At 51.1% G+C, this 13,199-nt stretch carries 12 protein-coding genes and 1 pseudogene; 9 read left to right on the forward strand and 4 right to left on the reverse strand.

The window, feature by feature from the left end:
• Window positions 1-140, reverse strand: a pseudogene (locus H6F91_RS18010) (photosystem II D2 protein (photosystem q(a) protein)); the annotation flags it as partial.
• Window positions 141-597: 457 nt separating this feature from the next.
• On the opposite strand from H6F91_RS18010, the gene H6F91_RS18015 reads away from it, so the two are divergent.
• From H6F91_RS18015 to H6F91_RS18035, 5 genes are all read left to right on the forward strand, one after another.
• Window positions 598-1,164, forward strand: coding sequence for a photosystem I assembly protein Ycf4 (locus tag H6F91_RS18015; protein WP_190773379.1), 567 nt, complete (start codon window positions 598-600; stop codon window positions 1,162-1,164).
• A gap of 150 nt (window positions 1,165-1,314) precedes the next feature.
• Window positions 1,315-2,088 (forward strand): peptidylprolyl isomerase, encoded by a 774-nt coding sequence (locus tag H6F91_RS18020; RefSeq protein WP_190773378.1) that lies wholly within the window; start codon window positions 1,315-1,317, stop codon window positions 2,086-2,088.
• Window positions 2,089-2,707: 619 nt separating this feature from the next.
• Window positions 2,708-4,258, forward strand: a complete 1,551-nt coding sequence (locus tag H6F91_RS18025; RefSeq protein WP_190773390.1) for an FAD-binding oxidoreductase — start codon at window positions 2,708-2,710, stop codon at window positions 4,256-4,258.
• A 332-nt stretch (window positions 4,259-4,590) separates the two neighbouring features.
• Complete coding sequence (locus tag H6F91_RS18030; protein WP_190773377.1) at window positions 4,591-5,121, forward strand: cyclic nucleotide-binding domain-containing protein; 531 nt, start codon at window positions 4,591-4,593, stop codon at window positions 5,119-5,121.
• Window positions 5,122-5,130: 9 nt separating this feature from the next.
• Window positions 5,131-5,964 carry a transglutaminase-like domain-containing protein gene (locus tag H6F91_RS18035; protein ID WP_190773376.1) on the forward strand — a complete coding sequence of 278 codons (834 nt, stop codon included), beginning with the start codon at window positions 5,131-5,133 and terminating at the stop codon, window positions 5,962-5,964.
• Between the two features lie 442 nt (window positions 5,965-6,406).
• On the opposite strand, the gene H6F91_RS18040 is transcribed toward H6F91_RS18035, so the two are convergent.
• The 3 genes from H6F91_RS18040 to H6F91_RS18050 form a co-directional block, all read right to left on the reverse strand.
• Window positions 6,407-6,595: a hypothetical protein gene (locus H6F91_RS18040; protein WP_190773375.1), complete on the reverse strand. Its 189-nt coding sequence runs from the start codon at window positions 6,593-6,595 to the stop codon at window positions 6,407-6,409.
• Between the two features lie 257 nt (window positions 6,596-6,852).
• The gene (locus H6F91_RS18045; protein WP_190773374.1) at window positions 6,853-7,281 is read right to left on the reverse strand and encodes a tetratricopeptide repeat protein; all 429 of its coding nucleotides are present in this window, start codon (window positions 7,279-7,281) and stop codon (window positions 6,853-6,855) included.
• Window positions 7,282-7,617: 336 nt separating this feature from the next.
• Window positions 7,618-7,971, reverse strand: coding sequence for an iron-sulfur cluster assembly accessory protein (locus tag H6F91_RS18050; RefSeq protein ID WP_190773373.1), 354 nt, complete (start codon window positions 7,969-7,971; stop codon window positions 7,618-7,620).
• 287 nt (window positions 7,972-8,258) lie between these two features.
• On the opposite strand from H6F91_RS18050, the gene H6F91_RS18055 reads away from it, so the two are divergent.
• From H6F91_RS18055 to H6F91_RS18070, 4 genes are all read left to right on the forward strand, one after another.
• Window positions 8,259-9,893, forward strand: a complete 1,635-nt coding sequence (locus tag H6F91_RS18055) for a hypothetical protein (RefSeq protein ID WP_190773372.1) — start codon at window positions 8,259-8,261, stop codon at window positions 9,891-9,893.
• A gap of 160 nt (window positions 9,894-10,053) precedes the next feature.
• A complete protein-coding gene (locus H6F91_RS18060) occupies window positions 10,054-10,482 on the forward strand; it encodes a photosystem I reaction center subunit II PsaD (RefSeq protein WP_190773371.1) in 429 nt (142 codons plus the stop codon).
• Window positions 10,483-10,841: 359 nt separating this feature from the next.
• A complete protein-coding gene (gene trpE, locus H6F91_RS18065) occupies window positions 10,842-12,386 on the forward strand; it encodes an anthranilate synthase component I (protein ID WP_190773370.1) in 1,545 nt (514 codons plus the stop codon).
• A gap of 129 nt (window positions 12,387-12,515) precedes the next feature.
• Window positions 12,516-13,157, forward strand: coding sequence for a pentapeptide repeat-containing protein (locus H6F91_RS18070; protein ID WP_190773369.1), 642 nt, complete (start codon window positions 12,516-12,518; stop codon window positions 13,155-13,157).
• Window positions 13,158-13,199 lie beyond the last annotated feature (42 nt).

Consider the following 13,199-nt stretch of genomic DNA (forward strand, 5'->3'; position numbering starts at 1 on the left):
CCGCCCAGTGCCAGGTAAGCACAGGGAAACAGCAGGATGCCAGACCAGCCGACGAAGACGAATCGGTCACGCTTGAGCCAGTCATCGAGGACGTCAAACCATCCCCGCTGCTCCTGCGCCCGTCCCATTGCTATGGTCATTTCATATCCTCTTAATATGGCGTCAAGCTTTTCCTGAAACTGCCGTACCAGAGGCGCGACAATTTCGAGAGAGACGGTACCCTACCCCCTCAGGTGAGCACCGGACACTAAAACCATTTGCTCGTATTATTCCATAATTTGCCAAGGGCAAACCGGGGTCTGTCGGGGTAGGGATAATTGACTTATATGATAGATAGAGATGAAAAAATTTACAATCCGAAACTTAGATTCTCATTTGGGGAAAGGCATAGGGCAGAAGGCATAGGGCAGAAGGGAAGGCACAGAAAGTAAGCATTTTTGCTTAGAAGTATTTACATTGCTGTCACGATTTGAAAACCGCTCTATTCCTAAATTTGCTTTCCTTCCACCGTCTGCCTTCCATCTTCTGCCTTCTCTACCCCTGGCCTTGTAAAATCTATTGAGAAGCCATTTCGGGCGTACCCAATATCACTGCTTTATGACTGCATCCACAGTTTCCGAAAATAAAAAAGTTTTACGTCAGACCATTCTGGGGGCTCGCCGTTTTAGCAACTACTGGTGGGCAGCGGTCATTACCGCTGGAGGTGTCGGGTTTCTGCTGTCCAGCCTCTCCAGTTTTCTGCAAGTAAATTTGCTGCCCTTTTCTGATGCGACTCAGTTAATCTTCGTCCCGCAAGGGTTGGTGATGGGGTTTTATGGGGTAGCAGCTTTGCTATTGGCTACCTATCTTTGGCTTGTGGTGGCCTGGGATATTGGCGGCGGCTACAACGAATTTAGCCAGGAGACAGGCCAAGTTCACATTTTCCGCTGGGGCTTTCCTGGGAAGAACCGCAAGATTGATGTGACTCATAAGCTGGAGGACATCCAGGCCATCCGAGTTGACTTGCGGGATGGCGTTAACCCAAAACGTGCACTCTACCTGCGTGTTAAGGGCAAGGGCGAAATTCCTTTGACTCGTGTAGGGCAGCCTCTACCCCTTGCCGCTTTGGAGAACCAGGGAGCAGAACTGGCACGTTTTTTGGGTGTGCCTCTTGAAGGTTTGTAATTTCTCTTTCAATTCAATGCAGGTAGTGCGCAGCACAATTCGGCGCGCTATCTCTCTAGTGTTCAGTAGCTAAAGTTTTCTATTTTGCTACAGCGATACTACAAAACTTGATGCCCTACCTTTGGGCTAGCATGGGGAACGTTGAATTAGATGAGGTCTTTCCGTATGGCCTGGTTGAAGCAAATTCGGGCGTGGCTGCTGCCAGTTCTGGCGATCGCCCTGGTATTAACGGCAGGCTGTTCTGTACAATCGGCAAAGTCAACCTCCGATGGAGCATCGCCGAGTCCAGTGGCTTCTTCTACGTCTTCTCAGCAACCCTATGCCAATCTGCCGTCTCTGGCGGGTGAGGCAACTGTCGAAATGATTGTGAAGGGTTCGCCTATTACGATCAAGGTCGATGGCACCAATGCCCCTGTCACGGCCGGAAATTTTGTGGATCTGGTTAACCGGGGTGTCTACAATGGGTTGGTTTTCCACCGCGTGGTGCGGGAGCCTCAGCCCTTTGTGGTGCAAGGGGGCGACCCACAGGGCAGCGATCCGAATGTTCCGGCCAGCCGTCTGGGTACAGGTGGGTTTATTGACCCAGAAACCTCTAAAGAGCGTTCTATCCCCCTGGAAATTAAACCTCAGGGGGCGGATGCACCAGTTTATAGCCGTACGTTTGAGATGGCTCGGATTAGTTCGCCTCCAGTTCTGCGTCATACCCGTGGGGCGGTAGCCATGGCTCGTTCTCAGAATCCGGATTCGGCTTCGGCGCAGTTTTACTTTGCCCTGGCAGATTTGGGTTTCCTGGATGGTAGCTATGCCGTGTTTGGTTATGTGACCAACGGCATGGATGTGGTTGATGGGATTCAGCAGGGCGATCGCATTGAATCTGCCCGTGTAACAGCCGGTTTGGAAAATCTGCGAACTCCTGGTTCTTAAAACCCTTTTCCAACCATAGTTTCTACTGACGTAGGGGAAGGTTTAGCCGGATTTTTGGAAAATAGCAATAACTCTCAATCAGAACTTGCCTTTTTACGGTTTTGTTGAGGATATAGGAAGTGGCGTGACGCTTTGTGTTGCGCCATTTCTTTTGAGTTTCCGTTGCAGTATTTAAAGCGCTGTGCAGGTTAATTAAGTACGGTGGTGTGGGGCACTTCATGCCCCACACCACCGTTTCTGTACTTAAGCACTTGCACATTGCTATAAGTTGATTGAGAGGGAGTGTGTTACGTAACGCCATACTTCTTCTAAACCAAGCGACACGATGCTGTAGTACGTTGGGCACTTTGCTGGCTTAGTTGAAGATCTGGATTAGAGGCGCATCGCCCAGCAAACTTCCCGGTCGGTGGGCGGCGGCCTGTCCTCCAGGCCCCCTTGCCCCAGGAGGTTTTGCATAGGTGTTGTTAGGCCGCTTGGCATTACTGAAGTTTTGAAGCAGGTTTATAAGCCTATCTGAAAATCCAATTCTGAGAGGGCTTGGTGCGTCTGTACCGAGCTCTCCCAAAATTGGGTTGAATGCGTAATCTTTGGAAGTGTGGCGTTACGGGGGCTGGAAGTTATGGGCTTGACGGAGACGATTTTGGGGCAGATGCCGGGGCAACCGTTGCAGGGATTGCAGGGGGCCGATCGCCTCTGGCAACAGTATCGGCAGGGCACCCTACCTGTATCTGAGGTCATTCGGTGGAGCCTTAAAAAGATTGGGGACGTGGAATGGGATGTGGTGATCGCTGGCGGGACGTTGGGGATTCTTTTGGGCGCAGCGCTGGTGCAGCGGGGATGGCGGGTGTTGCTGCTGGAACGAGGGCAACTGCGGGGGCGAGAGCAGGAGTGGAATATTTCCCGCCGCGAGTTACAAGAGTTGGTTGAACTGGAATTGCTGACTCCGGAGGAATTGCAGGGGGCGATCGCCAGCGAGTACAACCCCGGACGCATTGCATTCCATGGAGGGGCTGAGTTTTGGGTGAAGGATGTACTGAATGTGGGGGTCGATCCAGTGATGTTGCTGGAGACCCTGAAAGCAAAGTTTTTGGCAGCGGGTGGAGTGCTGAAGGAGCATACCGGGTTTGAGGGGGCGATCGCCTACCCCGATGGCGTCCAGGTAAAAGCCAGAGAAACCTATACAGCCCGGCTTCTGATAGATGCCATGGGACATTTCTCACCCATTGCTCGGCAAGCTCGGGGGCAAACCCGACCCGATGCAGTCTGTATGGTCGTAGGCACCTGTGGTACTGGGTTTCCGCAGAACGAGACAGGAGATTTATTTGCCTCTATTACGCCACTCAGCGATAGCCAGCAATACTTCTGGGAAGCATTTCCGGCACGGGATGGCCGCACGACCTATCTATTCACCTATGGTGACACTCACCCCGATCGCCCTTCCCTGGAGACCTTATTTGACGACTACTTCCGGCTGTTACCGTCTTACCAACAGGTGGATTTAACAAACCTGAACTTTAAACGGGCACTGTTCGGCTTTTTTCCTTGTTACCGTCAAAGTCCGTTAGCATCGACCTGGGATCGGATACTGCATATCGGTGATAGTAGCGGGAGCCAATCTCCTCTAAGCTTTGGCGGTTTTGGGGCCATGATCCGGCATCTACACCGCCTCACAGATGGAATTGACGAGGCCCTTCATGCCGATGCCCTGGGGAAGAAAGATTTGTCTTTGCTACAACCCTATCAACCCAGCTTGTCAGTCACCTGGCTATTTCAGCAGTCTATGAGCGCCAGGGTTGGCCAAGCCGTAAATCCGGAACAGATCAACCAGTTACTTTCGGCTGTATTTACCGAGATGAACGCCCTGGGTGAACCAGTGCTGAAGCCGTTTCTGCAGGATGTGGTGCAGTTTATACCTCTAGCCCAAACGCTGGCTCTCACAACAGTAAATCATCCTGGTTTGGTCCTAAAAATTTTGCCGCAGGTGGGCATTCCGGCCGTGACGGAGTGGCTATGGCATTACGGCAACTTGGGGCTTTACACAGGGTTGCACGGGTTGGGGCGATCGCTCCTCCCCTGGATTCATACTCGTCCTCCTGCTAAGCAGTACCGCTGGCATCGCCGCTTAGATGCCTGGACTTACGGTTCGGGCTCAGACTATCGCGATGAGTAATCACGATAAATCTAGAAACGAAATTGGCTCCATGGGTAAAAACTCGCGTAGCTGACTTTTCAACTCATGCAATCCGCAAAGCCAGGGATCAATGGGTATGGTGACAATATTCCCTGAACAGCGGCTGCAATCGGTGGAAGGTTTATTGCGAATGTTTTCACTCCTTTTAGCATCGGGACGGTTTTCAAACTCTCTCGGTATGCTGAAAGAGCAAATGGCATTATTTAGCCGACTCCACAGCTTCAGAGCTACAGGCTGTTGCAGCGCTGGTTCTGCCCCTTGCTTGACCTGCCGCCCCCCATTCACCTTGGGTACCTACGTAAGTTAAACGCATGAGAAAAGCACTATATCTCCTGGCAGCCTTGAATGACCGGGACTTTGAATGGATTCTCAAGAATGGCAAGCGCACCCAGATTCCGGTGGGCAACACGTTGATTATTGAAGGCCAACGCATTGATGCGTTGTACATTGTTCTGGCAGGAATGTTTTCGGTTTCGGTACAGGCAAAAGGCGGCATGGAAATTGCTCGCATTGGTGGTGGGGAAGTGTTAGGGGAAATTTCTTTCATTGATTCTCGTCCTCCTTCCGCAACCGTAATGGCACAAGCAGATTCAGCAGTTTGGGTTATTTCCCGCTCTCAGCTGAATATGAAATTATCCCAGGACGTGGCGTTCGCATCGCACTTCTACCAGGCGATCGCCACTTTCCTCTCCGACCGTTTGCGCAGCACCGTTAACCTGCTGGGAGATAACAAAAGCTCTGAACCCGTTGTGGCCGAAGATACGCAAGACAGCCTGAATCCTCAGGTCGCCAACAAGCTGGAACTGGCAAAAGCCCGATTGGAATGGTTAATGAATCAGTAGGAGGGAGGGATGAACGGAGTAGAGGCCCGACAACGGTTTTCTCAGGAAATAGAGCAGCCCGAGGATGAAATCAGCTTGGCTCGGGCAGCCCTATACATCGCTGCGGAAGAATACCCAGAGTTGGATACTGACGAGTATCTCAATGCCCTGGATACGATGGCGGCAGAGGTATCAGAGCGATTGCCTGCAGAGCGTTACCCCCTCAAAACGATTCAAGCCCTTAACGGTTACCTGTTCGAAGACCTGGGCTTCGTGGGTAATACCAAGGATTACTATGACCCACGCAACAGCTACCTGAATCAAGTCATTGAGCGCCGCACAGGTATTCCCATCACGTTGTCACTGGTGTATTTGGAGGTGAGCCAGCGGATTGGCTTTCCTATGGTAGGGGTAGGGATGCCAGGACATTTTTTGATTCGGCCTACGGTAAATGAGATGGAGGTGTTCGTCGACCCATTCCACCATGGAGAAGTGCTATTCCCTGAGGATTGCCGCGATCGCCTGAGCCAGATCTATGGTCGTCCTGTAGAGTTACGGGCAGAGTTTTTACAAGCAGTCAGCCCTCATCAATTCCTCATTCGGATGCTGACTAATCTGAAGATGATCTACCTGAAGCAAGGCGATTTGGATCGAACCCTGGCATCCGTCGAGCGAATTTTACTCATCGCACCTGATGCGTTGAGCGAACGGCGCGATCGCGGCCTCCTCTACTACGAGCAGGGCCGTTGGGATGACGCTATCGGCGATCTGGAGTTTTATCTCCAACAAGTACCTGTCGAGCAGGATCAAACAACAATTCGGCGAATTCTAGACATTATGTACGAGCGCGATCGCGAAAGCTAGAACATGCTTGTGGCAGGCCTGATGCACACACCACAAGCAGGCATCAGTCCTAATCTTGCCAGTGCCGTGTTGTTATATCATGTCGGGTTCAATGCCGATATAAAAAGTGGTGCGGCCTTTTTATATCGGCATTGAACCTTACTTGTTATTAGGGCATCAGGAGCGAGCGGGAGCAGGTTTCCCACTCGCTCCTGATGCCCTAACTAACCTGAGTTCGGGTTAAGGGTGTTTTCGAGTGCCGCGCAACGTGCGGCACTCGAAAACGCTCATTTTGGCGTGCGCTTTGCGCACGCCAAAATGAGCACTTCAGCTTATCCCAAACTGAGGTTAACTAACTTGACAAAGACTATAGAGAACAAATGGAAGAGGCTCGCCGCCTCATGGGAGGAGCAACGAGCCTCTTGTTTCATATTCATGTGACTAATGGAGTGTGACTCCAGTTCTACTCTTCAGCTTGCGCCATCATGGCTTGCAGGTTATCCGGATCAACATAGTGGCAGGTGGCTTCATCAATGCAGATCAATGCCCAACCGGATTGATCGATGCCCATGAATTTGTAATCACCTTCTTGAACAAAGAAGCCACGATGGTTACGAGTATCAGGCTTAACTTGTACGTCGTTAGAAAACATGTTGACTCTCCTTGGATGACCGAATGACCGAAAAATCAACGATAAGGTGTACTCATCGTTGATTTCACAAAATCTTATCATTCGTTTTTTCTGAGCCATCATTAAATATCTTGTGTAATCATTGCGATTGCTCAATATTCTCCATCCTGAGGTTTAGTTTCTTTTGATCCCCGTGATCCCTGCGATAGACGGATTCGACGGATTTGTCCTCCGCGATCTCACGGGGATGCAATTGTTAACTGATTGTAAAGCGCGACTTATTCTTCTTCGAACAACCACCGTTTAATGCGGGTTAAGCTTTTCCACTCCGGTTTACGAGAAAGGCCGTCCTCAATATTTTGTTGCACTTCTTCCTGAAGTTCCGGAACTGCCATGATTAGTTGTGAAGCTATATCAATGTGCTCTCGGACGCCGGTTTTGGCGGTTTCTAGCATCGCGACCGCTAGATTTACCCGCGCCTGAGGATCCTGTGGGTTTAACTTCACAGCCTTCTGAGCAGCTTTATACGCTTGCGAAGGTTTATTGTCCAACAAATAGAGCCAGGCCAAGCAGGTCCATGCTGGGCTGCTCTTGGGTACGCGATCGCACAAATCCTTAAAGGTTGGAATTAAGCTAGCTGGGCTTTCTCCTGCCCGGTAACGCTCTAAACCCTGGTCAAACTGGGCTTCAGCGGTCAACTCACTCATAACGACTCAGATATTCCCAATCGCACAACCTAAAAAATATAACTCACCGGGTTCTGTTCTAGACCTGTAGACTTCCTGCGTAAGTGGTCACCTACGCCCTCAAAAACCGATTCATGCAAGAAGTCTTGTGATTACTGGTTAACCGGAGTTCAAGTGTATTCGTGTTGTGGGTGGGGTGCGAAGCACCCCACCCACAACACGAATACGTAAGTCCTGGTGAATGTACAGAGTACGCTCAACTAGACGCACAGCGACCAGCTAAAGAACCTCAGAAAGGAATGTGCCCAGCGCTAAGCACTGGGCACATTCCTTTCTGAGGTTCTTTCAGGAATTGCTTTAGGAGAAGGACTTACCGCAGCCGCAAGTTTGGGATGCGTTGGGGTTGGTAAATTGGAAGCCACCGCCAATCATTGAATCGCTATAGTCGAGCACCAGACCATAGAGATACAACATGCTCTTGGGATCACACAACACTTTGAAACCGTCGTAGTCAAATACCTCATCGTTCGGCTGCATATTGTTGGGGTCTTCAAAGTCCATTGTGTAGGACATGCCCGAGCAGCCGCCTTGTCGGACGCCAACCCGCAAGCAAAGGTCCCTGCCCTGCTTCTCCCGCAGTGCCATGACCTGCTTGATGGCAGAATCCGTCATCATAATGCCCCGTTGCTGAGAAGATGCCGTCTGTGTCATGGGGGTTCAACGCTCCTTGCTACTCAAAATCTCGATGCAAAAGCCAAGGAATAAAAATTGGCGATCGCGTTATCCTATCTCGATGGTAGCGGATAAGTAATATTAACAACCTATTTCTCCAGGGTTCGATAGATTGAAGATATGCGATGTATCGCATCAACCCAGTTAGGGTTAGGGTATCTAGCGTTGGTTGATATGTGCATGAGGGCAGCTAAGATGGATCGGCTCAACTGCCACTCAATGCTCAACGCTAGATTTTTGGTAAACGAAACCTTTGGGGTTTGTGTATGTCTGGTCTTACGCCCGCTACCCGCCGCCGTCTCAAGAAATTGCGTCAGGTGCCCAGTGTTTGGGAAGGCGATCGCCGTCTGCTAGCCACCGATGGGCTAGGTGACTTGGTGGCAGATTCTAACCTCTCAGGTGACTGCATCCTCTGGGTGGATGGGGTTGATGAAGCTGTACGCGCCATGGATATGGTCCCCCCCGATAGTGGCCCCGAAGCTTTGGTCAGAACGCTATTACGGGCCATGGAAGCCCCAAGCGGCGCGCAAATCCAACCGGCACGGCCCCAGAGAATTTTGGTGCGCGATCGCGAAGTGCAATTCTTTCTACGTGGGGTTCTACAAGACCTGGATATCACGGTGGATTACACCCCCGACCTGCCACTGATTGACGAAATCTTTCAGAGCCTCCAAGAAGTTGCCAACAAACGGCATCCTCATCTACCTGCTGAAGACGCTGATGCCCTTACCGAGGTTGCCCTCAACGTCTGGAAAGAGGCCCCCTGGCAAAATTTGGACGAAGAAAAGATTATCTCCATCAAACTCAACTACGAAGATATAGACACGTTGTATGTCTCCATCCTGGGCATGTTGGGTATGGAGTATGGAATTTTGATGTATCGCTCGGTAGACTCCCTCAAGCGGTTCCGGCAGGAGGTGTTGAGTGCCGAAGACAACCCCAAAAACCTTGAGCATGCCTTTCTGCAACAGGATTGCTTTTTTGTAACCTACGACCAGAGCACCGCCGAAAGTAATGGTCATGGGCGCGACGGTTTGCCCCCCATTGAACCCGCCTTTGGCAGCCTCCACCCGCTGGAAGGCATGCGCCCTATTTTGCATGAAGAAGAAGCCAGCGTCATGCTCGTAGCACTGCAGGCGCTATATCGATTTTTTCAGGATCATTTAGAAGAAATTGACATGGCAGAGTTTCCCCCTCTGACCAGCCGGTACCGCATCGCAGATCCACAACAGCAGGGAAAAAAGGTTTCGGTTACCGTCGCCACCCTTCCTGACCTGGCAGAGGAACTGGCGGAAATGACTGAAGACTTCAGCCTGGATGACGACCTGGAAGCCCTGGAGTTTGACGTTGTCCCGGTTTTACGGGATGACCTGATTCCTCGTGACTCGTTCTACAGCTTGGGAGCTATGCCATTCCAAGTGTTGGAAGAATTGCGTCAGTCGGTTAAAGTACACCAGCCTTCAACGACTGAGCTACCCAAAAAACTGGAATGGTTCCCCATTGTCCTGATTCAAACGACTCGTCCCAAAGCAATGAGTTTGATTGAAGGGCTCCAGGCAGCAGGCGGGCTAGAAGCCATCTGCTTCAATCCCGGAGAAGACCCCATTAATGAAATTCACTATGATTTGGGCATTCTCAAAACCCTAGATGGTGATTTTCACCTCTTTGGTGAGTTCGATGAAGAAGATCCCATTCATATTGAAGCTCGCAAAAAGTGGGATCAGCGCTGCAAGAAAACCAAAGGCCAATGTGGCCTGGTGATTGCTAAAGGATCCACGGGAGCTAGCCGCGGTAATCCCACTATGAAGGACATGCTGGCCTTTTTTGAAGTGCGATCGCTCTCTCCCAACGAGATCGGGTTAGGGCCACTAGAACTAACACATCAATTCGATGAGCTTTAGATGAAAAAATGGGGGTTAAGCCCCCATTTTTAATAGAAAAATAACTAAGAAATGTAAATCACAAAGAACTGTAACAGTTCCTGAACAATTCACTAATGCGGCTCAAACGGAGTGATACCATCCAGAAAAATGTTCAGGCAACCTTTTCAGGGAAACATTCATGACAGAAGCGCTTACTGGACAAACTCCTCTTTTCGGTGGCAGCACAGGTGGTCTCCTCACCAAAGCTGAGACCGAAGAGAAATATGCCATTACCTGGACTAGCCCGAAAGAGCAAGTTTTCGAAATGCCTACAGGTGGTGCTGCCACCATGCGGGAAGGCGATAACATTCTCTATCTGGCTCGTAAGGAGCAGTGCATCGCCCTGGGTGGCCAGCTTCGCTCGAAGTTCAAGCCCCGTATCGATAACTACAAGATTTACCGGATTTTCCCCAACGATGAAACCCAATATCTGCACCCTGCAGACGGTGTCTTCCCCGAGAAGGTAAACCCAGGCCGGGAAGCTGTAAACAGCGTTGGCCGTAATATCGGTAGCAACCCCAGCCCTGCGACAATCAAGTTCAGCGGCCGTAGCACTTTTGATTCCTAAATCAAATCTGTTACCTGTTTAACCACTTAAGTTCATTGAAGGAGTAGGGTAACCCTACTCCTTTTTTGTTCTTTTAGTGAAGATGGGGATCCCGCTGCGTGCCACGTCATCACTTCTGTACGTCGGGATCTCAATTGGGAATAAGCCCATGTGCCCGTTTTGATCTGCGCAAAGCGCACCCCTCGAAACAGCCCTTCACCCGAACTCAGGTTTCACACAGTCGTGCTACCCCGGACAAGCTATCCTGTTCAAATGCCCCGGCAACAGATAGCGTTTCTCATTCCGCTGTTCATCCTCAGTTCAGAATGAGCATTGCTGGCAGTGATATCCCTTGTAATTTTCTAGATGCATCCACGTCCATGATTTTTCCCGACTTTGAACAATTTTCCAGGCTGTCAGAACAGGGTAACTTTGTTCCGGTATACCAGGAGTGGGTGGCAGACCTGGATACACCCGTGTCGGCCTGGTATAAGGTATGCGCGGGGCAACCCTACAGCTTCTTGTTGGAGTCGGTGGAAGGGGGCGATCGCATCGGTCGCTATAGCATGGTGGGCTGCAATCCTTTATGGGTACTTGAAACATGGGGCGATCGCACCACCCAAACTTACCGTGATGGCACTCAACGCCAACTACAGGGCGATCCCTTCAACGTCCTAGCGGAATGTCTGGAACCCTACACCCCGGTTACGCTGCCGCAACTTCCCGCTGGCATCGGTGGCCTGTTCGGATTCTGGGGCTATGAGCTGATTAATTGGATTGAGCCTCGTGTTCCGGTCTACGCAGCCGGGGAAGGTGACTTGCCGGATGGGTTATGGATGCAGGTGGATCAACTGCTGATTTTCGATCAGGTGAAGCGGAAGATCTGGGCGGTGGCCTATGCAGATGTACGCGATTCAGGAACGGATCGGCAGGTTGCTTATGAGCAGGCGTGCGATCGCGTCCGACAAATGGTCGCCAAGCTCCGACTTCCCCTCTCAGGCAATGACACGGTGTTGGAGTGGACACCACCCACTTCAGACCGGGCAACCACTTCCCCCGTCAACTTCACCAGCACCGTAACCAAAGAGCAATACTGCGCCAACGTTGAGAAGGCAAAGGAGTACATCAAAGCTGGAGATATTTTTCAGGTTGTTATTTCTCAGCAACTCACCGCCCCCTATGAAGGGGATCCGTTCTCGCTATATCGCTCTCTGCGCTTAATCAATCCATCGCCCTACATGGCTTATTTCCACTTTGGCGATTGGCAAATCATTGGCTCTAGCCCTGAAGTCATGGTCAAAGCAGAGAATTCTGCGGATAGTCGCGATCGCGTTGCAACACTACGCCCGATCGCCGGAACTCGCCCCCGAGGCAGAACCACCACCGAAGACAACGCCTATGCCGAAGATCTGCTCAAGGACCCCAAGGAAGTTGCTGAACATGTCATGCTCGTAGACCTGGGCCGTAACGATCTGGGCCGCGTCTGCCAGATTGGCTCGGTCAAAGTCGATGAGTTGATGGTGATTGAACGCTACTCCCACGTGATGCACATTGTCAGCAACGTGGTGGGCCAACTTCCCCAGGAGCGTTCGGCCTGGGATTTGCTGAAGGCCACATTCCCGGCTGGGACCGTCAGTGGAGCTCCTAAAATCCGCGCGATGGAAATTATCCATGAACTGGAGGGTTGCCGCCGAGGGATTTATTCGGGGGCCTATGGGTACTACGACTTTGAGGGGCAGTTGAACACGGCGATCGCCATCCGCACCATGGTCGTCCGTAGTCAGCCCGATGGCACTTCGACTGTCACCGTTCAGGCTGGGGCAGGCTTAGTTGCCGATTCCGTTCCCGAGACTGAATACCAGGAAACCTTAAATAAGGCACGGGGAATGTTAGAAGCAATCCGCTGTTTGGGATCGGAAAGCTAAGTTGTCATGAAAAAGGGGTGGGCATTGCTCACCCCTTTTTCGTTTATGGATCTATCAATGGAGGGTTACCGCGATCGCCTGACCATTTCACCATGAAGTTGATGGGTTGAGAATGGGAGGGCGATTGCTGTGGCAAAACGAGAGCATTTGGCATTATTCAAGCGGGATGTCATTCTGTGGAATCGCTGGCGCGAAAAAAATGCCAAAGTCAGACCCGACCTCACCCATGCCGACTTTAGTGGACAAGATTTACGCGGCCTCGACCTGAGCCAGGCAGATTTGATGGAGGCAGATTTCTCAGACGCTAACTTGATCCGCACAAATTTCATGGAAGCCAATTTGAGCGGGGCGAATCTGAACAATGCAATTCTAATGAAGGCTGAACTCAACAATGCAGTTCTGCGGGGGGCCAACCTGAGTGATGCAGATCCATCCAAAGCCGATCTGAGAGATGCAGATCTGCAAGGAACTCAGATGATTAATGCTGACGCTGAACAGGCTAATGGGGTCGGAGCAAATTTGAGCAATTCGGACCTGACAGGCTCCAATTTTAGGAAAGCCAGTCTCATCCGTGCCAACCTGAGCCAGTCCGATCTGAGCAATGCTGATTTCACAGAAGCCGTCCTGGTACGCGCAAATTTGCAAGGAGCAACGCTCACAGGCAGCAATTTCACCAAGGCCAATCTATCAGGGGCCGATCTAACCGGAGCCGATCTGACAGGTGCCATTCTCAAAGGGGCAACCATGCCCAATGGCGCTATTCACCAGTAGATAACAGGGCTTATGTAAGTCCTGGTACATGCTTATGGGTTG

The organism is Leptolyngbya sp. FACHB-8 (assembly GCF_014695575.1).
Taxonomy (GTDB): Bacteria; Cyanobacteriota; Cyanobacteriia; order Elainellales; family Elainellaceae; genus Vacuolonema.